23 protein-coding genes are annotated in these 26,289 nt (G+C 52.9%); 11 read left to right on the top strand and 12 right to left on the bottom strand.

Annotated features, from left to right (window positions below; all coding sequences use genetic code 11):
• Positions 1-2,772, bottom strand: a complete 2,772-nt coding sequence (locus tag SPIRS_RS18770; protein ID WP_013256267.1) for an efflux RND transporter permease subunit — start codon at positions 2,770-2,772, stop codon at positions 1-3.
• Between the two features lie 108 nt (positions 2,773-2,880).
• Positions 2,881-3,516, bottom strand: coding sequence for a TetR/AcrR family transcriptional regulator (locus SPIRS_RS18765; protein ID WP_013256266.1), 636 nt, complete (start codon positions 3,514-3,516; stop codon positions 2,881-2,883).
• Positions 3,517-3,739: 223 nt separating this feature from the next.
• Between SPIRS_RS18765 and SPIRS_RS18760 the strand changes: the two genes are divergently transcribed.
• Complete coding sequence (locus SPIRS_RS18760) at positions 3,740-4,825, top strand: hypothetical protein (protein ID WP_013256265.1); 1,086 nt, start codon at positions 3,740-3,742, stop codon at positions 4,823-4,825.
• Between the two features lie 277 nt (positions 4,826-5,102).
• On the opposite strand, the gene SPIRS_RS18755 is transcribed toward SPIRS_RS18760, so the two are convergent.
• Positions 5,103-5,981 (bottom strand): hypothetical protein, encoded by an 879-nt coding sequence (locus SPIRS_RS18755; RefSeq protein WP_013256264.1) that lies wholly within the window; start codon positions 5,979-5,981, stop codon positions 5,103-5,105.
• Between the two features lie 116 nt (positions 5,982-6,097).
• Here SPIRS_RS18755 and SPIRS_RS18750 point away from each other — a divergent pair, with 116 nt between their 5' ends.
• Genes SPIRS_RS18750 through trxA form a run of 3 tightly spaced genes read left to right on the top strand, consistent with a single transcriptional unit; the run spans position 6,098 to position 7,822 of the window.
• The gene (locus tag SPIRS_RS18750) at positions 6,098-6,520 is read left to right on the top strand and encodes a single-stranded DNA-binding protein (protein WP_013256263.1); all 423 of its coding nucleotides are present in this window, start codon (positions 6,098-6,100) and stop codon (positions 6,518-6,520) included.
• Positions 6,521-6,553: 33 nt separating this feature from the next.
• On the top strand, positions 6,554-7,495 hold the full coding sequence (locus SPIRS_RS18745; RefSeq protein ID WP_013256262.1) for a hypothetical protein: 942 nt from the start codon (positions 6,554-6,556) through the stop codon (positions 7,493-7,495).
• Between the two features lie 3 nt (positions 7,496-7,498).
• Complete coding sequence (gene trxA, locus SPIRS_RS18740; protein WP_013256261.1) at positions 7,499-7,822, top strand: thioredoxin; 324 nt, start codon at positions 7,499-7,501, stop codon at positions 7,820-7,822.
• 5 nt (positions 7,823-7,827) lie between these two features.
• Here trxA and SPIRS_RS18735 read toward each other — a convergent pair whose 3' ends face one another.
• Positions 7,828-8,871: a hypothetical protein gene (locus SPIRS_RS18735; RefSeq protein WP_013256260.1), complete on the bottom strand. Its 1,044-nt coding sequence runs from the start codon at positions 8,869-8,871 to the stop codon at positions 7,828-7,830.
• Between the two features lie 60 nt (positions 8,872-8,931).
• On the opposite strand from SPIRS_RS18735, the gene SPIRS_RS18730 reads away from it, so the two are divergent.
• A complete protein-coding gene (locus tag SPIRS_RS18730) occupies positions 8,932-9,561 on the top strand; it encodes a Crp/Fnr family transcriptional regulator (protein ID WP_013256259.1) in 630 nt (209 codons plus the stop codon).
• A 69-nt stretch (positions 9,562-9,630) separates the two neighbouring features.
• Entirely contained in the window at positions 9,631-11,457 is a 1,827-nt protein-coding gene (gene glmS, locus SPIRS_RS18725) for a glutamine--fructose-6-phosphate transaminase (isomerizing) (RefSeq protein WP_013256258.1), read from the top strand.
• A gap of 5 nt (positions 11,458-11,462) precedes the next feature.
• Here glmS and SPIRS_RS18720 read toward each other — a convergent pair whose 3' ends face one another.
• From SPIRS_RS18720 to SPIRS_RS18695, 6 genes are all read right to left on the bottom strand, one after another.
• Positions 11,463-14,240 (bottom strand): NHL repeat-containing protein, encoded by a 2,778-nt coding sequence (locus tag SPIRS_RS18720; protein WP_013256257.1) that lies wholly within the window; start codon positions 14,238-14,240, stop codon positions 11,463-11,465.
• 94 nt (positions 14,241-14,334) lie between these two features.
• On the bottom strand, positions 14,335-15,372 hold the full coding sequence (locus SPIRS_RS18715; RefSeq protein WP_041866135.1) for an NAD(P)H-dependent amine dehydrogenase family protein: 1,038 nt from the start codon (positions 15,370-15,372) through the stop codon (positions 14,335-14,337).
• 137 nt (positions 15,373-15,509) lie between these two features.
• The gene (locus SPIRS_RS18710; RefSeq protein ID WP_013256255.1) at positions 15,510-16,385 is read right to left on the bottom strand and encodes a MerR family transcriptional regulator; all 876 of its coding nucleotides are present in this window, start codon (positions 16,383-16,385) and stop codon (positions 15,510-15,512) included.
• A 135-nt stretch (positions 16,386-16,520) separates the two neighbouring features.
• A complete protein-coding gene (locus SPIRS_RS18705; RefSeq protein ID WP_013256254.1) occupies positions 16,521-16,949 on the bottom strand; it encodes a DUF3795 domain-containing protein in 429 nt (142 codons plus the stop codon).
• On the bottom strand, positions 16,946-17,707 hold the full coding sequence (locus SPIRS_RS18700; protein ID WP_245537624.1) for an RNA polymerase sigma factor: 762 nt from the start codon (positions 17,705-17,707) through the stop codon (positions 16,946-16,948). Before SPIRS_RS18700 ends, SPIRS_RS18705 begins: the two co-directional genes overlap by 4 nt.
• Positions 17,668-18,849 carry an alpha/beta hydrolase gene (locus SPIRS_RS18695; RefSeq protein WP_013256252.1) on the bottom strand — a complete coding sequence of 394 codons (1,182 nt, stop codon included), beginning with the start codon at positions 18,847-18,849 and terminating at the stop codon, positions 17,668-17,670. Before SPIRS_RS18695 ends, SPIRS_RS18700 begins: the two co-directional genes overlap by 40 nt.
• A gap of 241 nt (positions 18,850-19,090) precedes the next feature.
• Here SPIRS_RS18695 and SPIRS_RS18690 point away from each other — a divergent pair, with 241 nt between their 5' ends.
• The 4 genes from SPIRS_RS18690 (at position 19,091) to SPIRS_RS18675 (ending at position 22,271) form a co-directional block, all read left to right on the top strand.
• Entirely contained in the window at positions 19,091-19,864 is a 774-nt protein-coding gene (locus SPIRS_RS18690) for an ABC transporter permease (protein WP_013256251.1), read from the top strand.
• The gene (locus SPIRS_RS18685) at positions 19,864-20,631 is read left to right on the top strand and encodes an ABC transporter ATP-binding protein (protein WP_013256250.1); all 768 of its coding nucleotides are present in this window, start codon (positions 19,864-19,866) and stop codon (positions 20,629-20,631) included. Before SPIRS_RS18690 ends, SPIRS_RS18685 begins: the two co-directional genes overlap by 1 nt.
• Entirely contained in the window at positions 20,631-21,584 is a 954-nt protein-coding gene (locus SPIRS_RS18680) for an ABC transporter substrate-binding protein (protein ID WP_013256249.1), read from the top strand. The genes SPIRS_RS18685 and SPIRS_RS18680 overlap by 1 nt, the downstream gene beginning before the upstream one ends.
• Positions 21,585-21,722: 138 nt before the next feature.
• Positions 21,723-22,271: a hypothetical protein gene (locus SPIRS_RS18675; protein WP_013256248.1), complete on the top strand. Its 549-nt coding sequence runs from the start codon at positions 21,723-21,725 to the stop codon at positions 22,269-22,271.
• On the opposite strand, the gene SPIRS_RS18670 is transcribed toward SPIRS_RS18675, so the two are convergent.
• On the bottom strand, positions 22,238-23,014 hold the full coding sequence (locus SPIRS_RS18670) for a DUF364 domain-containing protein (protein WP_013256247.1): 777 nt from the start codon (positions 23,012-23,014) through the stop codon (positions 22,238-22,240). The genes SPIRS_RS18675 and SPIRS_RS18670 overlap by 34 nt on opposite strands.
• 241 nt (positions 23,015-23,255) lie before the next feature.
• On the opposite strand from SPIRS_RS18670, the gene argH reads away from it, so the two are divergent.
• On the top strand, positions 23,256-24,620 hold the full coding sequence (argH, locus tag SPIRS_RS18665) for an argininosuccinate lyase (protein ID WP_013256246.1): 1,365 nt from the start codon (positions 23,256-23,258) through the stop codon (positions 24,618-24,620).
• On the opposite strand, the gene SPIRS_RS18660 is transcribed toward argH, so the two are convergent.
• A complete protein-coding gene (locus tag SPIRS_RS18660) occupies positions 24,617-26,287 on the bottom strand; it encodes a Na/Pi cotransporter family protein (RefSeq protein WP_013256245.1) in 1,671 nt (556 codons plus the stop codon). The two genes, argH and SPIRS_RS18660, sit on opposite strands and share 4 nt — an antisense overlap.
• Positions 26,288-26,289: the final 2 nt, after the last annotated feature.

The following is a 26,289-nucleotide window of genomic DNA, read 5'->3' as shown; positions in this document are numbered from 1 at the left end:
TTACTCTTCCTTCCCGGAAGTCTCCGCTCCCGGTCGTTTGATGTTCGCCGGTCTGCTGATAAAGGCCGGTTTAAAGATGTTTAGAAGAACGGGCAGGATGGTCATTGCTGCAAGGGATGAGGTAATCATAATGATGGCCACCAGCAGCCCGATATATCTAAGCACCACGAAGGATGAAAGGGTAAGTACCAGAAAGCCGAGGGCGACCGATACCGCATTGATGATGATGGCCTGACCTGAAAGGAGTATCGTATTTCGGGTTACCAGCTCCAGATCATCACTGGCCAGCCGTTCGTGGTGATAGTTGTCGAGGAAGTGAATGGTATAATCGACGCCGATTCCAATGGCTATGGATGCGATTATCGAGGTAACCATGTCCAGTCTGATGCCGGTGATCCCCATGATGCCGAAATTAACCAGAATGGCCATGGAGAGGGGAATAATACCGAAGATTCCGGCAGCCAGGGAACGGTAGGAGATAGCGACAATGACAAAGACGATCAGGAGGGCCGCAAAAAGGCTGACGAGCTGAGAGCTGATCACCATGTCGGTCAGGGTCTTTTCCATCTCTGCCACACCGGTGCATTCCACGCGATATCCTTCGGGGAAATGCTTCGCCACATAGGTGTTGATATCCTTGATTACCGCATCGGTGTCGCTGGTTTTATGGGTTTTTAGCTGAATCAGCATGCGGGCAATATCCGGATCAAGGGGGTCGTTCGCATAATCATCCAGGGATCCTGAGTAAAGAAGCAGATACTGGCTGACCAGATTTCCCAACTCCTCCCTGCTGGCGACCGGATACTTTGCCGGATCGTAGGGGATCTCATAGTAATCTGCGCCCTTATAGTTGAAGCCTTTCTCGATGCCCTTCACCAGTTCGTCGACACTCATGGTGTAGCCGGCCCGTTTCGAAATGGCATCCTCAAGCAGAGCGAGAAAATCACGGTAGGTCATCTCGGTGCTGTAGGTATCGTAGTTGTATTTCTCCGTGGGATCCTGGCCTGCCTCGTGCGTATCCGCCGTGGCGGCAGCCGCTTCTGCTTCCCCGCCCGGCTCCGCATCGTCGAAGAAGCTGCCGAAACCGTCGTCGGAAGCCTCTGCCGTAGCAGCAGGTTCGTTGGCCAGGCTCGTATCGTCGTCAAAAAAACTATCCATTCCGAAGCCCTGATCGGAACCCTGGCCGGATTCCGTCCCCGTCTCAGGGCTTGTCGCCTCGACGGTGGCCGGCGGATAATTCATGATCTGATTCATCCGTTTGATGAAGTCGGTAAAGGAGATGATTTTCCCGATCTCGGGGTGATGTTCCTGGAGGTGGAGGCTCAGGTCGTCCATGCTCTTGAGAAGTTCGGGATCGATAATGGATTTCCCCTCATCGGCCCGGACCACGGCGCTGAAGGTTGTCGTTCCGCCGAATTTATCGCTGATGTAGTCGGTATCCACGCGCATGGTGCTGTGGCTGGGAAAATAATCGAGAAGGGCGCTCTGGATATCCAGTCGCAAGAGGCCCCAGAGGGACACCCCGACGACGACCAGGGAAATGAAGATGATCTTCCAGTGGCGCCTGCTTAACGCACCGTAGATCTTCATCAATGTTCCTTCTCCTTCCTCTGCCTTGTGCTGTTTTTCTTCATGCTTCCGCTGCTTGGGAGGGCTTACTACCAAGATTGCGGGGATGAAGGTAAGGGAGAGGAGCAGGGCGATGGCCGATCCCACCGCGGCAAAAATTCCGAACTGCTTCAGCGGTACGATGGGGCTGGTGGTGACCGAGGCAAAGCCGACGATGGTGGTAAAACCGGCAAGGAGAATGGGTTTTGCGACGTGGGCCGAAGAGGCCGTAACCAAAGCCCTGTGCTCGTCAAAGGAGACCTTTCCCTCCTTGCCTGCAATCTCGGCATAATAGTGGTTCATCATGTGGATACCGTAGGCGCTTCCCACGGCGATGAGCAAAACCGGCAGACAGGTGGACACAACCGTAAACTTGACACCGAAAAGGGCCATAATGCCGATGGTCCAGATGGTGCTGATGGTGACGGCGATCAGGGGAAGGAGGGTCCCTCGTATCCTGCGGAAGGAAAAGTAGAGACAGAGCAGGACCACCAGAATAACGACGGGAACAAGATGACCCAGGTCGCTGTACATATAGTCCTTTGCCCGCTCGAAGATGACCGGATCACCGGCTAACCTGAAGGTCAGGCCCTCGTGCAGCTCTTTCTGCTTGGCGATATCATCTTCGACATTCTTGTAGATAACGCTCATCTCTTCGGAGGGAAGCCCCTCTTCGATGGAAACGATCAACTGCGTCGAGGTGAAATCATCGGAAAAGAGGGCCCGTCGATACATCTGCGGCCACTCCAGAAGATGCTCTTTCAGGGTGGCAAAGGCCTCTGGACTATTGTCGAAATCATCCCATACCAGTGGGCCTACCGCCATGCCGTCGACTGTTCCCGTTGGAAAGTCCGAGTTTGTCAGCGCATCGACATCCTCTACATGGGCCATTGGTTCGATCGCTTCGACCAGATTGGAGACGGCATCGATCACCTCGGGGGTGAAAATCGTCCCCTCGTCATTGGTTACGGAGATTGCCATCATAACCTGACCGCTGAAGATATCATCCAACTCTTCCATACGAATATTGGAGGGATGATCTTCCGGAAAGTAGTTCTTCACATCATTGTCGATCACGATATTGGGGATCTGAAACCCCAATACAAGGGTGACGACAAGGATGATGCCTATGATCAGTTTTGGGTGCTGCACAATCTTTTTCATGTAAACATCCTTTGCGTGTATTTATTGCACTCTATGTGCAATAAACATAACAATCACATCATCCGTCGTCAATCAGAGGAGAAGAAAAAGCGATAAATATGTAGAGAATTAATGCTTAACCGAAAGGAAGAGAAGGTCGAACATCTCGCTGATTATCTCCTCCTCGCTGAAATCCGTGGCGTACTCAAGCAGTTCCTTGCGAATGGCCGCCTTTTGCATCGTGCTCATGATAATGGTGGCCATGGTAAAGGCGGTACGGTCGACCTTTTCTATGGGGCGAAGCGTCTTATCTTCCATCCCCCGCTGCAGCACATCCGAAAGCAACTGTACGATTTCGGTTATGATATTGAAACAGGTCCTGGCATCTTCCGTCGTGATATTCTTCGTGTTGAGCTTGAGATCGAAGTAGAGGGTAGAGTAAAAGTCGTCGAAATGGTTGCGATAGAAGTCGAAATAGGCCTCCTTCATCCGGTAGAGCTGACCCAGTGCCGTCGATGCCTTCTTTACCGCTTCCTTCAGCTTATCGCGAAGCAATCCGAAGGAGCCGACCATCACCGCAAAGGTTATCTCCTCTTTACTTCTGAAATAGAGATAGATGGTCCGTCTGCTCAGCTCCGACCGTTCAGCGATGTCCAGCATCGTGGTATGGAGATAGCCCTTGTCGAGAAACAGGCCCTTTGCCGCCTCGAGAATTTCTGCGACCCTTCGTTCCTTGTCGCGAAGCTTTCGTTCGTTTATGCCCATGGTTTATATACCTTCAGCGATAGATCCTTACCGTATGTTACATTATTGCGCGCCTGTTTTGTTTTGATCAACCATCATTCTGATACTTTGCTAACATTTGAAACAAGGTTTTTTGCTTGACAGCGTTGAACGGGGATTGATATACTGGCCACAGTATAAATTGAGAAAGGGAATTAGTCGGGCGGTATGCTTGGCTCCCTAAAACACAATGGAGGAAGAACGGATGAAAAAAATTGCTCTTGTTCTTATCTTGGCTTTGGCATGTGTTTTTGTTGTATCTGCCGAAGTGAGCCTGACCGGCGAATTCGACTACGGTTTCATGGCCGGTGACCCCGATGCGGGACCTGGTTTTACTGGAAAGTTTGATAAAATCGAACTTGATTTTGCGGTAACCATGGATGACTACAACACATTCAAGGCTGAGATTGAGGATGCTGACGGATCGAATGATCTTACTGCTGGAGCAGCTGGTAATTTGCACCTTGGTTATGCGGAGATCGTGACCGACTGGGGCGCCCAGCTTGGTCTTCCTATCGGTATCGTATCCACCGTTGGTTATGACGGTTTCAGCATCGGCGACGATTTCGACATCACCGGCTGGTCTCTGGAAGATCTTGGTGGTATCGGTCTTGCTACCGAAGGTGCCGGACAGCTTGAAATTATGCCTAACGACATGATTACCCTGCTTCTTGCGGGAACCTTTGATGCGGATGTCGACAATAATCCTGGCATTCTTGTCGGTGGTACTTTCCAGAATGATGCTCTGGGTATAACCGTTGGTTTTGTCTCCTCCGATGATACCTATGCTCATAATATTTTCTACACCGAAGATAAGTATGAGATGGATCTTGGTAATGGCATGGGACTTGCACTTAGTGCCTCTCTTGCATATGACTTAGATTATGATGTTGCTCCATCTCTTGATGGAAATGGTGACGGTAGTGTAACTGCTGCTGATGTCAACCAGGAAGTCGAATATGGTGCTGGTGCGTTCTTTACCGTTGCTGCTGCCGGTTTTGGCGTGAGCATGAATGGTAATGATGATGATGCTATTAACCAGCTTGGTCTTGATGCAACCTATGCCCTTACCGATGCTCTTTCTGCCGATGTTGGAACGATTTTTGATCTGACCGATGATGCTGATGATAATTTTCTTGGTCTTGATGTAAGTGCTACCTATGCTATCGGTGGTGCTGCCTATACCCTTGGTTACCTCTACTCTGATGGTAATGGTAAGGCTGCAAACTATAACTCTATTCCTGCTCTTGCTGATGGCGGCGTCTACTTCAAGGTTTGCGTGGATTTCTAATCCTATCTAAAAGCAAAGCAAAGATTTTTATAGGGCCATCCGCCTTCGGGCGGATGGCTTTTTTGATGTCTGCAAGCCTATGCCCAATGGCTGGGAACGCGGGCAGGCTTTCTTTTTGCTACTGTCAGGAATATTGGTGATACATACCCCGCAGCTCGTTTTTCCATAGTCATGTAGGGGGACAACCATGGGAAAAAGACAGACCGGGGGCTAAAAGAAAGGGTTTTGCCTTGGAATGGGCATAATTACCACCAGGATTCGGGACACTACCGGCAGACTACCGCTTCCACTCCAGCTGAAATGCAAAACGTTTGAAAAAGAAGTTTTCACTACTGCTGGTCCGCGTATCCTTGTCGATTTTCCTTGTAGTGATCTGAGGGATAAGAGCCATAGAAAAGGTTTTACCGATTCGGATGTTTGAAACCAACCCGATGGTATAGAAGGGATCGGGAAATGTCTTCCCGCCGAGGTCGAGTTCGTCGACCTCTAAAAGCACGCCGACGGTTTCGAGCGCAAGGGGCATCCTGTATCCTATGAAGTAGCTGGCATAGTAGTTGAAACCGTTTACCCTGCCGCCCGAAAGCTCGAAATCCCATAGCTCATCTTCGTCCGCACCAGTGTAGGCTGTATGATTTATTTCATGATAGCTTCGCAGCAGGATCGATTTCCAGGGGCTGGGAAAGAGCGCGCCGGTGTCGAACTGTACGGCTGCGCCGACCTTGCCTTTGAGGTAGATCCCTCCGAAGGCATCACTTTTCAGTTCTGTTCCATACCGGCCGACCTGTATGCCCTCCATACCGTCCAAGAGGGGGATAGACCATCCTGTGCCGATATTGCCTCCGGCGGAGAGCTGGAGGATTGCAAGGGGCGTCAATGTTGCTGTTGCCGATCCCTGGGTACTGATGGGGGAAAGCTTACCGCTAAGATCAATGGTGAGGTTGTTTCCTCTGGTCAGTGCCCCTGAGCCTGTCAGCATGGGCAAGCATAGGGAGTAGTTCCCCTGTACCTGGATTTCCGGTGCCGAACTTCCGATAAGTTTCAGGGTGGTGCTGCTTTCTGCAGCCGAAATCCGGCCGATGAGTATCAGGCTCATGGCCAGTACGCCAAGGGTCTGTGTATGTATCTTTAGCCGTCTATTGCGTCTGTTGTTGTTCATGAGGCCTACTATAGCATGAATTAAGGGACGGTATATTGAATTGTCGGTGTCGTTTCTTCGGTAATAGAGTGTGTAGACGTCATTCCGGAAGCGTCCATTACAGGAGGAACGTCGATATGCTGACTTGGGGAAATCATGTATTTGTTGCGGGAAATTTGACAAAAGATCCGGGCTTGAAGAAAACTCCGGGCGGAAGGGCGGTATGTACTTTTTCTATCGCCGTCAACAGAGATTACCAGGCGGGGGAGGAAGAGAAAAAGGATGTCTCTTTTTTTACCATTGAGACCTGGGCTACCCTTGCTGAAAACTGTGCCACCTATCTGGAAAAGGGGCGGGAGGTGCACGTTATCGGTCGATTGCAGCAGGATCGCTGGACCGATGCTGAGGGTGGCAGGCATGAAAGGGTAAAGATCGTGGCGAACCGGGTTGAGTTCGGACGGAGACCGAAAGAGAAGCATGAAGGGGGTGGTAAAGGTGATGATGCACCGAAACCGGAGATCATTTCTATTGAAGAGGATGAGCTTCTGAAGGCCGTTTGATACCGTATGATAAACGCCGGGGAGTGTGGGGGGATGAATCACCCGTTATTCTCCTCGGCGGATAAGGACGGTGGATGGTTTGTCAGGCAGAGCCGGTTGACAAGCGGGGTGAGGCTGTTAGATGCTATGGATCAAATGGCCTCAAAAGATGCCCAGCGTGGAAAACACCGACCGCCTAAAGCCAAACCTCTCTCGCAAGAGGAGGTCGGCAAGGCGGTCGATAAACTTCGTCGTACATACGATTCGATCATCGTTGGCTACATGCTTAGCCCCCGCTTGAAGTCGGGCTTTGAAGATCGTTATCTTCAGGCGCTTCGTGCCAGGATCGACATGAAAAATTTCCTGGCGGCGGAAATGCAGGCACTTAAAGAGCTTTCCGCCGATTGTGAGCAGCGCAGAATTGCCGATGAGAACCGAAGGCTTGCAGACTCCGGAAACGGCGTTGATAGGAAGAGAGTGGCTGCCAAACGGGAAGATTTTGCAGACCGGATATTACGCAGGCTGCGTGAAAAGATGGATATATATCCCGGAATTGGTCTTCGTTGGGATGAGTCCTACGATCTGGATAGGCTCTACGGCGCGATGCGACAGTTCGAGTCTGAGTATTGGGCTTCGATTGCGAAGGTGTTCCGGAGGATTTATCCTTCTCGTTATTCGGGCCCTCTTGTCGAATTAGAACGTAATCTTTTTGAATTTACCGGTTATGGCGGCGACGGTTTCCCTCCACGCCTCTACGCTTACAACAATCTTGAAAACCGTTTTCCACGGGACGAACGACAGTTAGGGCAGGAGTCGATGCGTGCAATGCTGGATGCGTCCTTTTTCCTCCACGAGCTTGAAGCCGCACTACGGGACCTGGAGCAGGAGGGTTCCGTCGACGGAAAGGAGCGAAAACAGGTGGAAAGTGCTGCGGAATTCGTGCATACTATACTGAGTAATTTTCGGTTACAAGATCTGAAACGCAGGAAGGAGTAATACATGGCAAAAGAAGTAACGCTTACCTCTGCCAACTTTGAAGATGAGGTCCAGAACTCTGCTATTCCCGTACTTGTCGACTTTTGGGCCGAATGGTGCGTGCCTTGTAAGATGATTAGCCCTATTCTTGAAGAAATTGCGGAAGCCTTTGATGGGAAAATCAAGGTCGGAAAGATTAATGTGGATCAGGAAGAAGCACTTGCCGGTCGTTTCAACATTATCAGCATTCCGACCTTGATGGTTTTCAAGGGGGGTGAGGTTGTAAATCAGCAGGTGGGCGCCGGTAGCCGGGACGCCATTGAAAAGCTTTTTGCCGATTATATCTAAAAACATTACGGTTCATAGACTTCATTTCCATTGGCCGATCCGAAGCTTGCTCCGCCGGTTGGGGCGATAAACCAATCGACGGAGCTGTTCGTATCTGCCTCTTCCGGTTTACGAAACATTGATCTGGTGGCGGTGCTTGGCTCCGGATTCACGGCATCTTCCGGACGCACCGGCCCATCGGCGGCCATCCACATCCCTGCTTCACAAATGGCTTCCGCTCGTCTTAGAACGGCCGAGCTTCCGAAGCCCCGATAGTCGCTATCCGATTCACTGGTCCTGTTGCTGTAGAGAAAGGCATCTATCGCAGGGCCTCCCGGTCTTGTGTAGAGTGCGATCACGCCGTTATTGCCGGAAAGGCCGCTTCCTCCCTGCACCCACAGGTCCCAGGCCTGTGGATGGGCTTTTAGGCCGCCGGATGCTGCGGGATCGTCCGTCTCATTTATCTCTTCTTCAATTCCCTGCGGTTTGAAATGAATGATGACGAAATCACCGGCGAGGGCTTCGATCGGTGGAAATACGATTTCCTGGATACAATCCCCATCTATCCCTTCACAGAGAAGGGCCCCCGCAAGATTTCCCGCTTCACTTACCCGCAGTTCCACCATATCCGGCGAAGAGGAAGAGCCTTGGGTTGTGATTTCGTTTATCAGCATTGCGGGGAGATCGGGGTTGATACCGTAAAAGGGAACCAGTAGATCGAGGCTGTTTCCGGCCTCGTCGGAAACGGAGAGCTCGGCGGTGCAACGTATTCCCGCCTCCGGAGGCTGTACAAAAGTGAGATCCAGTGTATGCTTGTGGTCAAGGATCTGTGTCACCGTGACGCTTTCACCGGAGCTGCCCGTGATACGAACTGTTCCCTCTTTTGCCGTAACCGCTTCGCTGAATTCCAGTGAGAGCGTCCGGTCATCGGGTTGGGAAAGGCCGAGGAAGATCGGTGGGGCCAGGTCTCCGAGATCAAAGAGGCTCGGTTCTTCCAGCGGTACGCAGCCGGAGATAAGAAGCGTTGCAATCAGTGGCGTCGAATAGAGAACCATACGGGCTGTTTTCATGATAACCTCCTGGTTATTACACGGGAAAAACAGCCGTGATGATTCAAGACGGAGAAGGCTATGGATGAGAATCTTTTTTCGAAATACGGCCAGACCTTTGACAGTGGAAAGATCATTTTCCGGGAAGGGGAAGAAGGGGATCGGATGTATATCATCCAGGAAGGCAGTATCCGGATAACAAAGACCATGGGCGAAAAAGAGCATGTTCTTGCCGTTCTCGGGAAAGGGGATTTCTTCGGCGAGATGGCGATTGTGAGTCGTATGCCCCGTAGTGCCAGCGCCACTGCTGCGACAACGGTGAAGCTCCTGAGCTTCAACCGTGAGGGCTTTATCAGCATGATTGAGAAGAATGCCAAGATCGCCCTCAATATCATTGATAAACTAAGCAGGCGTCTTCAGCAGGCGAATCTTCAGATACAACACCTGGTCCGGCGAAATGAACGGGGGCTGATTGCCCTCAATATTCTCTACGCCTTTACCGTCCAGTCGGGAGAGGGCGGGGGTGTGGAATATGTCAGGCTGCTGCGGGAACTGAGCCTTTCCATGGAGGTCCCTCAGGAGCATATTCGGGACTTTATCGAAGAGTTGCGAAGGGACGACATCCTTGAGCTGACCAATCAAGATACCCTTTGCCTTATGGACCGAAGACGATTGTCGGCCCTTGCCGAAAATCGCCCCTCCCGATCCTGACAGAAGAAGAAAAAGCGGGTATCTTGTTTTCTAATAACTGAACATGATCGAAAAGGAGTCTATACAAGCATGTGCGGAATAATCGGTTACTGTGGCCCGCGACCTGCCGCCGAGGTCCTGCTGGATGGGCTTAAGCGCCTCGAATATCGGGGTTATGATTCTGCAGGTATCTGTGTCGACGGCGAGGATGGGGGCCTTCATACCTACAAACGTACAGGAAAGATTGCGGATCTGCGTGCGATTGTTCCCGATGATGCGGCAGGCGGTTGGGGCATCGGTCATACCAGATGGGCCACCCATGGAGAGGTCAATGATATCAATGCCCATCCTCACAGCGACGACACTGGAAAGGTGACGCTGGTCCATAACGGTATTATCGAGAATTATATTCCCTTGAAAGAGCGTCTTATTGCCGACGGGCATAGATTTGTCAGCGATACCGATTCCGAGGTGATCGCTCACCTGATCGCCGATCTCTATCAGGGAGATCTTGAAAAGGCGGTACGGGAAGCCATTTTTCTTCTAAAGGGAACCTACGGCATTGCAGTGGTCCATGCCGATGAACCGGGAAAGGTTGTCGGCGCTCGTAACGGCTCACCCTTGGTTGTGGGGGTTGGTGAGGGAGAGATGTTCCTTGCCAGCGACGTCACTCCCATGCTTGCCTATACCAAACAGGTGATCTATCTCAACGATGGCGAGATGGTGAGCATCACCAGGGACGGGCACGTTACCTCCGACAGCAGCGAGCGGAGAATTACCAAGGAGGTCCATGAGATCGGCTGGGAGCTGGAACAGATCGAGAAACACGGTTTCCCCTTTTTCATGGAAAAGGAGATCCACGAACAGCCTGCGTCGGTTGAACGGGCCATTTCCGGTAGAATCAACCTCGACGGGGCCACCGGTCATCTTGGCGGGCTTAACATGAGTGCGCGTGATTTGCTTGGCGTGGATAATGTAGGTATCGTTGCCGCGGGTACCAGTTATTACGCGGGGATGGTCGGTGCGTATCTCTTGGAAAGTGTGGCACGAATCAAGAGCTCTGCCGAGCTCTCCTCCGAGGTCCGCTATAAAAACCCCATTGTGACCCCCGGCAGCCTCTACTTCGCCGTGAGTCAGTCGGGAGAGACCATCGACACCCTCTACGCCCTCAGGGAGCTTCAGCGAAAGGGCGGTAAGGTGCTCGGGGTATGTAATGTGGTTGGCTCCACCATTGCGCGGGAGAGCGACGGTGGCGTGTATATCCACTCGGGGCCGGAGATCGCCGTTGCCTCGACCAAGGCCTTTACCAGCCAGATTTCCGTCTTCTATATCTTTACTCTGCTCATGGCTCGTATGCGGCACATGTCCTGGGAGGCGGGCATCGATTTTGCCAAGGCGCTTAAGCATATTCCCTCTCAGATCGAAACGATCCTCGGACAGACCGAACCAATCCGCCGTTTGGCGAAAAAGTATGCCCGCTACCAGAATTTTCTCTTTCTCGGCAGGGGAATAAACTATCCTGTCGCCATGGAAGGGGCCCTCAAGCTAAAGGAGATTAGCTACATCCATGCCGAAGGCTACAGCGCCGCCGAAATCAAGCACGGCCCCATTGCCCTGATCAATGAACAGACCCCCAGCCTCTTCCTGGTTTCGGACGATTCTTTGCGGGAGAAGGTCATTACCAGTATGAAAGAGGTGAAGGCCCGCCGTGGAAGGGTCATCGCCGTGGCCGTAGAAGGGGATGAAGAGGTTGCCGACATCGCCGACGACTATCTCTATATCCCGCACACCGAGGAGCTGATGTACCCCTTTCTCATGGTGGTACCGCTTCAGCTTTTTGCCTATTACTGTGCCCTGGAGCTGGGCAGAAATGTCGATCAGCCCCGAAACCTGGCCAAGAGTGTTACGGTGGAATAGCACATTTACGGGGAGCTCCCCAAAAGGAGGATCTGCACTCCGGATTCTCCCGACTCGAAGCGGTAGTACTCCCGTATGCCGACGGAGAGTTCAATTGGGAGCTGCAGAAGGTTGAAATCAAGGTTGAGTTCGGCCCCCGCAGAGCTGTAGAAGGAATCCTCCTCCATATCCTGGAGCATATCGTAATAGACTCCGCCCCTCAGCCGCTTGAAGAACGCCAGGGCGCCGAGGGCTGCATCGGGATAGGCTATGGGAAAGATGTACTCGCTCTTCATCGCCGCCAGTTTTTCCGTTTCCCGGTAGTCCCAGCCCCGGGGAAAGGAGACGAGCCCTGAATCGTCGTTGCTGCACTGCTCAAAGGCAGCTCCGAATCGCATCCCATGGTTGGCCTGCAGGCCGGGAAGCATCATACTCGCTTCGAGCACAAAGTGATCCCCGGGAGTGCCGGTAAAGGGATCGTCGGTATATCCAATGCTTCCGCTTACTCCCCACCTCGGCTGGAGACTGCGAAACGTAGAGGGACCAAGACGTGAAGCCTCAACCTGGTAGCTGAGCTCCATCTGAGCGTCACTGGCTTCTGCGTCCAGATCCCTTTCGCCTCTCAGACTCACCTCAGGCGTCAAGGCCCAAGATTGGGTACCCCACGAGGCTCCGAAGGGGAGTGCCATCCCTGCTGTTCCTCCTATTTCCGTCCAGCGATCCTCTCCGTTATCACGTCCCTTCGAATCAGCCTGGAAAAAGATATCGGGCCGGAATTGCCGAAAAGTAAAGGTGTATTCGGCACCGAAGGTTTCTTCGTTTAGGTTATAGACCATATCTGCCTGATGGCTCATGGTATGGGCGATGGTATCTGCCCTCAGGGTCAGGCCGATGGTTGGGTTGTTCAGCATGTCCGCAGAACGGGGCTGGAGGCTCCATGAGTGGAGTTTCAGCCCCTTGGTCGAAAAGTTGTATGCCTCATCCGGATACACTTCCTTCGGTATGTTATCCGCCTGCAGGATTCCCGCCCCCGGCTCTTGTTCAAGCAGCGGTCGAAAGAAATCTTCCCGCATTACCGGAACCAGGCTCTCCGGTATTCCTTTTGAGGATGGCAGCTCGGCGCTGCCGATGCAGTTGCCCCGGATGCCGTAATAGTCGATAAAATAGATCAGCTGCTCGCCGCTGAAAACGTCGGCATCGAATGTCGCGAGGTTACGGTGAAAGACCAGCTCGGGTTCTGTGTCTCCAGACCGAAGCCGATAGACCGCCGGGACCCCGGAGTAGCTCGAGGTAAAGAGGATACCGCCGTCGATGAATCTGGGCGACTGGAAGGTGAATTCCGTGGATGCTGCGAGCGTTTTGGTCTTTCCTGTTTCACGGTCGATCTCTCCGATCGTCTGGCCGAGAATCCCGCTACTAAGGTAACAAATTCGTTTTCCGTCGTCACTCCAGTCGAAGGAGAACCAGAATTCACCCTGCGGCAGGTCGAAGCGCTCAAGCGTGGTCCCTGTTTCGGTCTCCACGATCAGCAGTTCTCCGCTCTGATCTTCATTCCAGCGCAGCAAGCCGGCAAGCGTACCGTCGCTGTTCAAAGAGGGGGCGGTATAACGGCCCTTTCCGACGAGAGAACGCCGTTTTCCTGTTCGGCGGTCATACAGCATAATGCGATTCGATGATTTCATGAACTTGGCATCCTCGATATTCTCATCCCATATGATGTATGGGCCGCCTGCGTCGATGTTGCCGAGGGGTTCCGCCGCCACCCTTTCCAGTAGTTTTCCCTCTTTGGAAAGAATATGGATTTCATTTCCCCTGTTGAAGCTGTAAAACCAGGCAATAAGCATTCCGTCGGAGCTCAGCCTGAGATTCCGATAGATCTGAAAACCATCTTGGGCCAGGGGGGTGAGGCGGGTAAGGGTATCCTTGGGCAAAATCTCGGACTGGCGGCGCCAAAAATCACCGTATGTCTCCACGGTTTCCCGATAAAGCTCTGCAGGAGAGAGGTTAGTTGCCCGGTGGACCCCTATATAGGGCCCCAGTACCGGCAGCGGAACGTGTGCCAGGGCGGAAAAAACGGTATCGGAGGCCTGGGAATCATATTCGCTTCGGGCCCTGGTGTAGAGCATGTAGCCGAGAGGGTAGGCCCCCGGGGTTTTGGTTTTGTAGGATCCGAGAAGCATTGCCTGATAGGAGGGCGGCTGTTGAGAGAGGGCTATGGCCTTGAACGGCAGGCTGAAAAAGGGATTCCGGCCCCGGCCTGATGGGCTTAGAAGGGTTTCTGTTACGACGGCATCCCCTTCAAAGAGCCAGGAGGGACTGATAAAGAAAGGGGCCAGCCCCTGTTCCCCCAAAAGCCAGGTTAATACCTTGGTGGTTCCCTGTCTGCCCGTATCGAGTTGAAACATGTGCCGTCCTTCATGAACGGCAAGCAGGGGGTACCATTCGAAGCCCAGTTCCGTGCTTGGCAGCCCGAAAAACATGCTGAAGCGCGGAAGAATCGTTACAAAACCATTGGCCGTAAACATTTCCTCATCAAGGATGATCGTATAACGGTAGTTTTTTTCCGGGTGCAGGCTTTGCTGCTGATACGGGACAAGAAGTTCAAGCAGATTAGCGACATATTGTCCCGAAGCCAGGATGTCTGCGGGGCAGACGATATCGTAATGTTCCGTTTTAATAAGCCGCCACTGATGGCCGCTGACGGCAAGCACCGAAGAGCTTTGACCCCAGATGGACAGACCGGATGGCGGGCAAAGCCAAAGAAAAACAATAACCAGAAAAGCAGGGATTCGTAATTTCTGCATATATAAGGAGAATCATGATTTTCTCTCCTGCGTCAATAGATCCGCGCCATGTTTTTGCCACGGCGCGGATGATGCCTTATAAAGGCGTATCGATTTAGGAAAGCTTTCTCAATCCAACGTGCATCGGATAGGGCAGATATCGTGCCGGAGGCATCTTCTCTGTTGTGTAGAATCCTGCAGGGGATTCGATGAGAATCGGGAGACGGTTGACAATGGTGGCACAGGTCAGTTCTACCGTGGCTGGCTGTGTTACGGTTATGGTGGTATCGGGTTCGCCCTTCACGCTCCATTCGTTGGTATCGACCTCTCCGGGTGCATAGACCTTACCGATGCACTGGGTGACCAGGGTGATGCCTTGGTAGGTTTCTGTTGTGACGACGGCGGACATCCCGGTTGCCTGACCGGCCTTGATGACATGGCCGAGGGTTTCTGATTTCAGATCCTTATCGTGGAAGAGTGGGACCAGTTTCTGCTTCATCGATGCAATGGACAGTCCAAGTTGAGAACAGAGCCATTCGTTTGTGTTCCACATATACGAAGGAAGATTGGCGTTCTTTGCTATTTTCTCTTCAAAGTCCTCAGGCGAAAGCCCCGCACCATGGACCTCTGCCAGGGCAATGCCGTATTCCTCTACGTTATAGCTTGATGAGCCTTCGATGCGGTCGATTCTGTGTGTTGCACCGGCGATAGCGGTTACCAGATTTCCCCAGAAGACATCCTGGTAGCCTGAACCGGAAAGGGTGCAGTTGTGCTCCTTGGCAAGGCGATCAAGGCGATTGGTAATTGCGCAGGAGGTCGTCCATGGATAGAAGGACTCCTCGCAGGTCGAAATGGCGTTTACCCCGTAACGGGCCGCGATTTCGAAGGCGGGTTCGACATCGGTCATGAGACTTTTAACCGCAATGATGCAGGCATCGGCATCGCATGAAGAGAAAACAGCCTCGGCGTTAGAAGTGATTGGCACATTAAGTTTCATGCCAAGCCCTGCCACTTCGCCGGCATCCTTTCCCTCCAGGGCAGGATTCATGTCTATGGCCCCTACGATCTCTGCCCCCTTCTCTTGGAGGTAGCGGAGAAACACACGTCCCATCTTCCCGCAACCATACTGAATGACTCGAATTTTTGCGTGCATGGTATACTCCTTTTCAGATAAAATACCCGGCGACGTAATTCCACGACCGGGGTTGTTCAGGTCACATACAGAAGCTAAACCCTGCTCATGGAATAGAGTCAATAAAAAAATATCCATTTACATATTCCTATATGTTCTCAGAACATGACGGGAATTTCCAGTTTGACCAGCATATCTCTGCTTGCCGTCGGAAAAAGGGGGAGTTCGGCAACTACCTCGCAGAGATAATCACCGTTGATCCTCATCCTGTTGGCCGCGATGTGGTTGAGCAATCGTTCTGCAAAGCCCAGCTCTTTTTCGAATCCTCGGAAATAGACGCAGGCGAAGACGCCTTCTGCTATACTTTCGATCCCTTCGGCTCTTTCTTCGGAGTCGTCGGCAGTCGATTCACGGGATTGATAGCGCTCGGCAAATTCGTTGTCGACAAAGAGGAAGATATCCGCAGAGCGCATCCTTCCTATTTCCAGGTCGCTTTTACGGACGATGGAACCGACATTACAGAAATAAGCCATTGGAAGGCCTCGAAGTGCAACCCGGGCCTTTAATCGTCTAAGTAATGTCTCGTATCCCTCGAGGCCGCATTCGTAGATGTCGATGCCGCCGTTGTAGCGAAATATCAGGCGCTCGGGGAGGTGTTCCAGTACTATAAGCCCCTCGGTCGGCGCTTCTTCATACCGTCTGCAGTTTTCCAGAGCACGTTCCACGGCCCGACTCATCAGGTTGAGCTCTTCACGCCGTTTCTCGATGAGCCGGGCCTGCGCCCTGAGCAGGTCCTTGTACCGCCCCATATCCTTACGGTCAAATTGCTCTTTGATGGCCTTGAGTGGCATGCCCAATGTCTTTAGGTGCTGAATTGCATCCAGGCGCGCGGACTGCTTTAGATCGTAGTAGCGATAGCCCGAGATTGCATCCACCTCTTCCGGCTTCAGAAGCCCAAGGCGGTCGTACAGTCGTAGCGTCTGGACCGTCACGCCATTGAGAAACGCCATTTTTCCAATAGAAAGTCGTTCCATCCCGCTATCCCTTCCTGCAACACTCTCTATACTCTATACCAACAATAGGGTTTTGTGTGATTTCTTTTATCGGGGGATATTTCTGCGCTATTAGCTCGACCTTCCTTTGGCCAGAGATGCCGCCATGGTGTAGCGTCACATATCGTCTGGTAACTGTGGTCCTTTTCCGATTATCATGGAGCCGTTGAAATAGCGGTCCCGAATCCCCTTGGCTTCTTCAATAAAGCGTGATAACCCGACGGCTTTGATACGGCAGAGATTGTATACCTTGAGATTATGGGGGAGTTTGTCAGCCTTGTCTTTTGCCGGTAGCAACCGTTCACAAGGAAAGCGGTCGCATTCGTAGCAAAAGTCCTTTCCTTGTTGCCGTATGCATGCAAGCGTGTCGCAGGTGCCGGTGAGCGGGCATCCTCCCTGTTCTCTGCACCCTTTGCATACAAGTTCGCTCGGTGTTTTTCCTGCCGCTGTGGCCATTCGTTCGAGAAACGCCGGGGTGCAGTTTTGATAAAAGAAATCACAGTTCACGCAATCCACCCCGCATGGGGCGATGAAATTCGAGTTCATATATATATCCTTCCACACTCTTTGCCTGCAATTTCGAGCCAGTAATTTCGTCGTTCGGTAAAACTCTCCACACGCTTTATAAAAACAAATTTATTAACAAGCAGCTGCACCTTTTCATGTTCCCGTTCAAGGTCTTCGGCCTGAATGGGGGCCTTTAATTTACAGCGGCAGGTGCCCTTGGGGTTGTAGAGGAAGCCGTGTCCGTTGAGAAAACGGTTGATTTTTCGGGAAGAGCGCGAAAAACTCTGCCTGATGCTCTCTTCCCGTTTTCCAAAAACCCTTGAGAGATCCTGGTAGGAGAGCGGAGAAAGCGCCCTCATGAGATAGATCAGCCGTGATTCGTTGTCGAGACAGTGGATAATACCGGTAATACAGTCATGGCATTGCAGCTTAACCCATGCCATTCTATCTTCCGTGGCCAGCTCCTCCATTTCCGTCATGCCCTTGGATTCTTGTTCGACGAAAAAGTCGGAAAGAAAACGGGTCGTAAAGCTTTTTTCGTCATCGATGAAACGCCAGAGGGTTCGTCTGGCAAGGGTATATATCCAGGTAGAAAGCTTTGCCTCGCCCTTGAAGGAGGGGAGGCTCCTGATGATCTCATACCAAATCTCCTGGGCAGCATCCTTGGCCTTGTGGTCGTCGCTGACCATACGGCGGCAAAGCGATGTGATGAGAGGTCCGTATTCTTGTATCATGCTTGAGGTCAGGAGCTCACCGCTCATAATGATACTGTATTCCGGGTTTTTCTCATCGTCCACTCCAGAATATAATCCAGAACAAGGGGAAGATTGCCGATTTGGCAATGTTGGGCTCCTTCTTCTTTGACGGTAAAGAGACGTCCTTCGACCGAAGCTGCATTGTTCAGGGCCCTCAGCTGTTTGGGATAAAGATCGACGGGGACGGCATGGTCCTCTTCTCCCGCAAGGATCAGCACGTCCTGGGTAATGAGCCTGTTAATCGGTTTGGTTGAGTAACGCATGATTGCCTCGAAATAGGCGTGGGGGCTCTTCGATCCGGTGATATGGCATCCCTGGTTGAAGACCCACGCGGCCTTGTAGTTTGTTTCCAACTTTTTCAAAAGTCGCCTGTCGAAGCTCCGGGGAAAACATAGCATAACCCGTAAAAGAGCGTAGGCCAAAATGCTGCTGTGATACGGGTCATGCCTCCTTTTCGCCATGCAGCGTCCCCAATCGTAAAAATGGTCTAAGGCTACCACCCTGGTGATTCGCTTTTCAAAGGCTGCGGCCCGGAGGGCGAGACAGCCGCCCAGGGAAATTCCCACAACCGTGACATCGTCGAGTCCCAAATGGTCGATGATTGCCGAAACGGGATAATGCCAATCGGGCGTTAGTGTTAAACCGTAGCGGTGAAGGCTCTCACCCTGGCCAGGGCCGTCGAACAGCACGATTTCGTATCCTCTGTTTGCGAGGTAGCTTGCCATGGGATAGAGTTCCTCTTTATATGAGTCGTATCCCCCGTGGATGAGTATGGTTCCCTTTGCACGACCTTCCGGACGCAGCCGTAACAGCGGCAGAAACGCAGACTCATAGGGGACCTCTATACGCTCGATATCCTGATCTTTCATGGCTTCGGAAAAAAGGTTCAGAAAGGAGTGGTAGGCATCCGCTTTTTGGGCAGTACCTGCTTCGGCAAAAAAATCAACGGCCCGATAATAGATGGCGGCATGCAACAGCCGTTTTTCATGTTCGGCTGTTTTCGCCAAGTGGAGGAAACGGCTCTGCCATGTGCCGAAGCCCTCAATGTCGCCGGCGATACTTTCGATCTCCTCTTGAGATGCGAAACCCGTGGTGACCCAGCGGTTCAGCTGGAAATTGAAGCCTCCGACCTCGTCGATATAGAGCTTGTAGCCGGTTTTAAAAGAAAGTTGCTTGTATTTCATTAATCAATCCCTTTTTGTGGTATATCACTATGAGTGTAGATTCGGTCTTGTTGTGTGACAACTGTGATGTACCTTCTTATGTCCACCGGTCGAGGCTCTCTTGCAGGTACACCTCTTTTGTGGTACGGTGGCTATCGTCATAACAGGCAGGAAGGGTGATACTGACTTGCCGGTTTCTCCAATAGTATCTGATCCGCAGGATTGATCCCGGGGGATTGTCTGACGGAAAAGAGGTCTTTCGATGAAAGAACATGAAACACACTTTGGAAGGGCTGCCAAACGGCTTCTTTTGCCCGCTATGGTTCTTTGCGCCTATCTTATTGTTACCCTTACCGGCTGGGTGAATCCCTATTTGATACCTCCTCCCGGACAAATCGGACAGGCCTTTATATCCATGCTGCTGGATGGAAGCCTGGTGATGCATATACTGATTTCACTTCGTCGGGTCTTCCTTGGTTTTTTTCTGGCTGCCGGCATTGCTCTCCCCCTTGCGTTGTTATGTTACTTCTTCCCGCTTCTTTCGGAATACTGCTCGGGCCTCCTTCATTTTCTCCGCAACACCCCGCCTTTGGCGATGGTCCCGCTGCTTATCCTCTGGTTTGGTATCGGTGAGGGCTCCAAGCTGGCTCTTATCGTCCTTGCCTGTTTTTTTCCAATCTTTCTCAATACCCTGAACGGATTGCAGCAGGTCGATCATCGCCTGCTGGAAATGGGAGAAACCCTTGAGCTCAGCAGAAAAGAGCAAACGCTTCACATCCTGTTTCCCGAGGCACTCCCATCTATGTTGACCGGATTGCGGCTCGGCTTCGGTTACAGCTGGAGGGCCCTGATCGGGGCTGAGATGATAGCCGCTTCCAGTGGGCTCGGCTATCTGATCCTTGATGCCGAGCTCCTAGCCAGAACCGATAAGGTCTTCATCGGTATTCTCTCCATCGGATCTCTGGGACTCCTCATGGATTATTGTTCGATGAAAGGGCTGGAGAAGGCCTTTCCCTGGATCAGGGGGCAGGTCTGATGGAAGGAGTGCTCCTGTCGAACATTTCCAAACGCTTTCAGGTGGACGGGCGGACGATAGGCGCCCTGAAGCGGGTCAAGCTCTCGGTCCCCAAGGGGGCTTTTGTCTCGATCGTCGGCTACAGCGGCTGCGGAAAAACGACCCTTCTTAACGTGATCATGGGGCTGCAGCACTCCGATGAAGGCAGTCTCTTCTTCGACGGTATGGATGGACGTACTGCCATGGTTTTTCAGGAACCGCGCCTGGTGGCGGCACTCTCGGTGGAGAAAAACATGGCTTTGGCACTGAAACATGAGAAAAATCCAGCCAGAAAAGAGATGGTCCTCGACCATACCCTGGAAGTGCTGGGGCTTACCGCCTTCCGCAAGGCCCTGCCCTGCCAGCTCTCGGGAGGGATGGCACAGCGGGTGGCCCTCGGCAGGGCCCTTTGTCGTGAACCCGAGCTGTTGCTGATGGACGAGCCCTTTGGTGCCCTCGATGCTCTGAATAGAAAACGGTTGCAGGAGGAACTGGTCAGGATATACCTCGATCGGGAAATCACCATCCTTTTCGTCACCCACGATGTGGCGGAAGCGGTCCTCCTGGGACGGAAGGTTTGCGTCATGGATCAGGGAGAGGTGCGACTGGAAATTCCGGTGCCTCTTGCCTATCCCCGGAATCCCGGATCGGCGGAGTTCATCTCCCTGCGGGAGAAGGTACTCGAAGCAATATTGCGGGAGGATGGATCTGTTCTTCCGCATCAAACAACTGAATCAAGGAGTGTGTAATGAAAAAACTGTATGCGATTATTACGGTGATGGCCTTGCTGGTCCCTGCCCTCTATGCCGGAGGAAGCAAGGAGGATAGTCTGAAAACGATCGATGTCTCCTATGTGAAATCCCCTTTTAATCTTCCTCTCATCCTCATGAAAGAGAAGGGGATGCTCGAAGAGGCCTTTGCGGATGAGGGAGTGAAGGTCGCTTATCACGAGATCACCTCCGGAGCAAAACAGGCAGAGGCCATGGCTGCCGATTCTCTTGATATCGGGGGAGTGATGAACACCACCTCGGTTCTGCTTGCCCGAAGCGCAGGTAACGATGTTCGTATCATCGCGGGCTTCAGCCGTCCGGTGGATGTTTTCGCCATCGTGGCCATGGACCCCGGCATCACTTCCATTGCCGATCTGAAAGGGAAAAAGGTCGGAGGACCGAAAGGCACGGTGCTTCATCAGCTGCTGGCGGCTGCTTTGGATGCAAAGGGATACGGCATGAATGATGTCGATCTTCTGGAGATGGGGCTGCCACAGGCCTCCACAGCCATGCTTTCAGGGCAGATCGATGCAGCCCTTTTGGCGGGGAGCCTGCTTATTCAGGCCCAAAAAAGCGGGGCCCACGTCATTACCACCGCAAAGGGCTACGTCACGCCAAAGCTTGTGATCGCTGCGCGGGGAAAATTCCTCGACGAACATCCCGAAGCGGTAGAACGATACCTGGAGGTCCACCGTTCGGCAATGGCATGGATGGAGGCCAATCTCGATGAGGCCCTGGAAATCGGCGCCCGCGAACAGGGTATCTCCGTTGAAGATGCTGCCAAGCTCTATCACTGGACCCAGTATATTACCGCGCTTACCGAAGAAGATGTGAAGACCATGGAGGATGACGTCACGTTTATGGTTGAGAACGGAATGCTGAGGGAAGCGGTGGATCCCCGAAGCTGCATCAGCGATACCGCCTTTGAGTAATCGATTCCGGCCGGGATCTGCCCGGCCGTGCAGCCCTCCCGGCAAGAGACAAAAACGGCCATGGAGAGGCTTAACCAATGCTTTGGGTGCCTTTGCCGCGATCATGACTCTGTGCTACATTTGTTTCGGAGGGTGGCGATGGTTTCGGTAGATATGGATGTTGGTTCCGGCAGAACGACGGAGACCCTCGGCTTGGTTTGTCTATTTCGCCGAGGCCTGATGTTCTTATTTCTTGTAATGATCCTCCTGTCCCCTGCGGCTCAGGAAAATCTTACCCCGGAGGCCCATCGTCCCGAGGCCGGTGTCGCGTTGCTGGCCCGGGGGCCATTCACGGCAAAGGGGCTGCCCTTCATCTCAACCAACGTTATTTCCTATCGGGGAGGGATCTATCTATTCGATAAAGGAGAGGTGACGATTTTTTTCCCCGACCGGGAGGTGCTCCTTTCCGATGCCTGGGCCAATGCCTCTTGTCCGATGGCCGGGGCCTTACTGCACGAAGGTGATGTCGGGCGGACTTATCTTCTCGATACCGCTGAAGGACAAACCTTTTTTCTCTTTCGCGATTGTGACGAGAAGCTTGAATGTTCTTTTATGCGTACCTTTCTCACCCGTTTTGCCTATTTTTCTTCTGTGTCGAGAGATCCCGGTCGGCTTCAGCTGCCTGCCGTGGTGGATTTCGGCGGGTGAACCTGGCAGAGCACCTTTTTAGCGTGGCGATTGATGGCCGGTGTGCCTTTTCCATGGCGTACGGCCGCTAATACCCCTTCCGGATTGACGACGGATATGCCTCCCAGATAGTCCACGGGTAAAAAACGGAAGGCTTCGGGCATGATCGGGGTGGTGGGCCCCAGCATGGCGCAGCGGGCACCAGGGCGAAGCCGTTCCAGGATCGATTCGGTACTCCCGTTGATGATGCTGGTACTGGTAAGGATCAGCGCCTCCGCTTCGCTCTCCATGTAGCGGAAAAAACGTTCGGCATTCCCCATTTCTTTCCCCTCGTCGATTACTTCGAGGTGGGCCCCCGCCTTTTCCATTTGGGCGACGACCGGGCCGAAGTAGCCAACCATGGCGCAGCGGGTTTCCTTTGCGATACCGAGCTTTGCAAAAAGGGTTCCGTCGTCTTCGGGCAGTTCGGCCGAGGCGGGGTTGTTGACGGCATTGATGAGGGCGATCGCGGCCGATCGTTCCACGAGTTTTTCCGAGTCGAGGAGCTTTAACAATTCGCTGACCGGTTTACCTTCATAATCCATAGGGTCCTTGACTACGGTGCATCCCTCTTTCTTGTCCAGGTAGGTAAAAGAAACACCGCAGCTTCCGTCGCTGGTGGTTACGGCGGTATAGCCGAGTCCGATGGATATGGTATCGACAAAACGACCTTCGGATCGCTCCAGTGTGGCCTCTATCAGGTTGCGATAAAGTTCTGATTGCATGGATCTATCCTATCGCCGTAATCTCCTCCCTGTCAACGCGAAGGCCGAGCGTTGACAGGGCTTCTTTCTGTGAGTATGGTTTTTGCTGTGAATTCTTTCCGCGCCAGGCAGGCGGAGGGTGCCGAAGGCAGTCCGGCGAAGCCGGACGGAAGCCGTGAGGCGGACCCCGGAGCACAGCCGGCCGGACCGCTCCGGCGGTCCGGGGCGCCCAAATAAGGAAATAGCAAAGAAGGAGCTATAAATGGCAAAGTTGTGGCAGAAGGGGTACGAGCTCGATACCCTGATCGAAGCGTTCACCGTCGGACGTGATTGGGAGCTTGACGGGAGGCTTGTGGCCGCCGACTGCACGGCAAGCGCCGCCCATGCGACCATGCTCGAGGCTGTGGGGCTCCTGAAGCGAAAGGAGCTGGAGCTGTTGCTCGAAGGGCTGAAGGCTATCGTCCTGGCCGATGAGAAGGGAGAGTTTCCGATCCGTCGAGAGGATGAGGATTGCCATACCGCCATTGAGAATTTTCTGGTTGCATCCTGCGGGGATGCGGGAAAGAAGATCCACACCGGGCGGAGCAGAAACGACCAGGTACTTACGGCCCTGCGGGTTTACGGTAGAGAGGCTGCCGGTAAGGTGCTTGAGGCGGGGCTTGATCTGCAGCAGTGGCTCCTGAAATGTGCCGAAGAGAATAGGGATGTCCCCATGCCGGGACGGACCCACATGCAGGTGGCCATGCCCTCTTCTGTAGGGCTGTGGGCTGCGGCCTGGGCCGAGGAGATCGGCGACGATCTTGCCCTCCTTGAGTTTACCATCGCTATGTACGATCAAAGCCCCCTGGGCTCTGCGGCAAGCTACGGTGTGCCTCTGCCCCTGGACCGGGAGATGAGTGCAAGGCTCCTGGGATTTTCCAAGCTTCAGAATAATGTCTTATACGCGAACAACAGTCGGGGAAAGTTTGAGGCGATGATCCTCGACGCCCTCGATCAGCTGATGCAGACCTTCAGCAAGATGAGTCAGGACCTCATCCTCTTTTCCCTTCCGGAGTTCGGCTATTTTTCTCTGCCGAAAGAGCTGTGCTCCGGATCGAGTATTATGCCGCAGAAGAAGAACCCCGACGGGCTTGAGCTGATGCGGGCAAAGGCCGCTTCAATGAGCGCCTGGGCATCCCAGGTGAAGGGCATCATTCGCTCCCTTCCCAGCGGCTATAACCGTGATTTTCAGGAGACCAAGGAACCCTTTATCCTCGGTCTTGAGCTTGCTCTTCAGGCCGCTCTAGTGATGGAGCGTACCATCTCCCGCCTCGAAGTGAACCGGCAGCGGCTTTTCGACGCCTTTACCCCCGAGATTTTCGCCACCGATGCGGCGCTGGAGCTGGTTGCCGGGGGCATGAGTTTTCGGGATGCCTATCGAAAGGTGGGAACGGAGCTGGACCAGGTAAGCGGACGGGACCCGGTGGAGAGTATTCGTAACCGCACCGCCGCAGGAACTGCCGGAAATTTGCGGCTGGACTTGAGTCAGGAGGGGATCGACGGAGCACGGGAGCGGCTGGCTTCACGGCGCGGCCGCTGGGCCGAGGCCCGTAAGGCCCTGCTGGGAATCGATTTTTCTGTCGTTTAGTAGACCTGACGCAGGCTCTCGGCGACATTCAGGCAGTGATCCCCGATCCGTTCGACGTGACGAACGACATCGATATAGAGGAGCTCCGCTTTGACTTCTGCGCCGTGCTGAAGTCGCTTGGTAGCGTTCTTTTTCAGGGTGTTTCGCCGCTTGTTGATTTTCGTCTCTATCTTCTGCGCCACCTCAAGGTCTTGCCGGGAAAGGTGCGCGTTGAGGTGACTTGTTATGAATTCAAGGAATTCATGGACCAGATCTGCATAGGGGCGCAGATCTTCGACGGCCTCTTTGTCGATTTTCAGCTTCTTTTTGTATCGACGTTCGGCAAGGACGATAAGGTTATAGCAGCCGTCTCCTATGCTTTCCAGTTCGTTGGTGATTCTCATCATGCTGTAAACATTGGCTGCGCTTACCTTGTTCATGCTGTCCAGGCTGCATGAAGAGAGAAATCGTGTTATCTCTTCCTGCATCTGATCGGTAAAATCTTCCATGCCTTTCAGTCGTTCGACTTCGCCGCCCATTTTTTTATCCGGATGATCGAAGACCTCCCAAAAGCGGTCGAACATCTCGCTGACGATGCTCGTCATTTTTGCAAGCTCTTTCTTTATCGTCAGAAGGTAAAGCTCCGGCGTGTCCTGAAGGGACGCCGATATGTACTTGAGACGATAATTTCCCGACACATTTCCCTTTTCTTCCGGAACGAGGGTTGTTACAACAAGAGCGATCTGTTTGATGAAAAAGCTGCAGATGATGGTATTGGTGATGTTGAACATGGTATGAAACATTGCAAGATGGCTCGGGATGAGATTTGCGCTGCCGGGGGCAAAGACATCTCCCGGGACCATCATATTTATCATGGCAAGGAAGGGACGGAAGAATATCATCATCCAGAAGACACCGAAAACATTGAAAAGGGTGTGGGCCCGGCTTGCCCTCCGTGCGTTTACGCTTGTGCCTATGGATGCAAGATAGGCGGTGACGGTGGTTCCTATATTCTCTCCGAGGACGATGGCTGCGGCGGTTTGGAAGTCGATCCATCCTGCATATGCCATGGTAAGGGTGATGGCCATGGCGGCAGAGGAGGATTGCACGACGATGGTTAGGAGCGTGCCCACCATGACGAAGAGAAGGAAGGGACCGAGACCGCTGCCGGTAAGGTTACTCAGAAATTGAAGAATTTCGGGATGGTTTTTTATGTCAGGAACGGAATCCTTCAGAAAGGATAGACCGAGGAAGAGAATGCCGAAGCCGATGATGGCCTCTCCGACCTCTTCTTTTTCCAGTTTTTTGATGATGATAAGGGGTAGGCCGATGCCGATAGCCGGCAGGGCCATTGCCGATATTTTTACCTTAAAGCCGAGGATCGCCACGATCCATCCGGTAACGGTGGTTCCTATGTTCGCACCCATAATGACACCGATGGCCTGGGTGAGCTGTAGGAGCCCTGCATTTACGAAACTGACGACCATGACGGTGGTTGCGGATGATGACTGGATGATGGCCGTAATGGCGAATCCTGTAAAAATGGCCGCAAAACGGTTGCCGGTCATAAAATTAAGGATAGCCTGGAGGCGTTCTCCCGCCGCCTTCTGGATGCCGTCACTCATGGTTCGCATTCCGAAGAGGAAAAGTCCGAGGCTCCCCGCTATCTGGAGGATGGTATAGATCATTG

This window comes from Sediminispirochaeta smaragdinae DSM 11293, from assembly GCF_000143985.1.
In the GTDB taxonomy this organism is placed as follows: Bacteria; Spirochaetota; Spirochaetia; order DSM-16054; family Sediminispirochaetaceae; genus Sediminispirochaeta; species Sediminispirochaeta smaragdinae.
The sequence above is the reverse complement of the archived record's forward strand: the minus strand, read 5'-3'. Positions and strand labels throughout refer to the sequence as shown.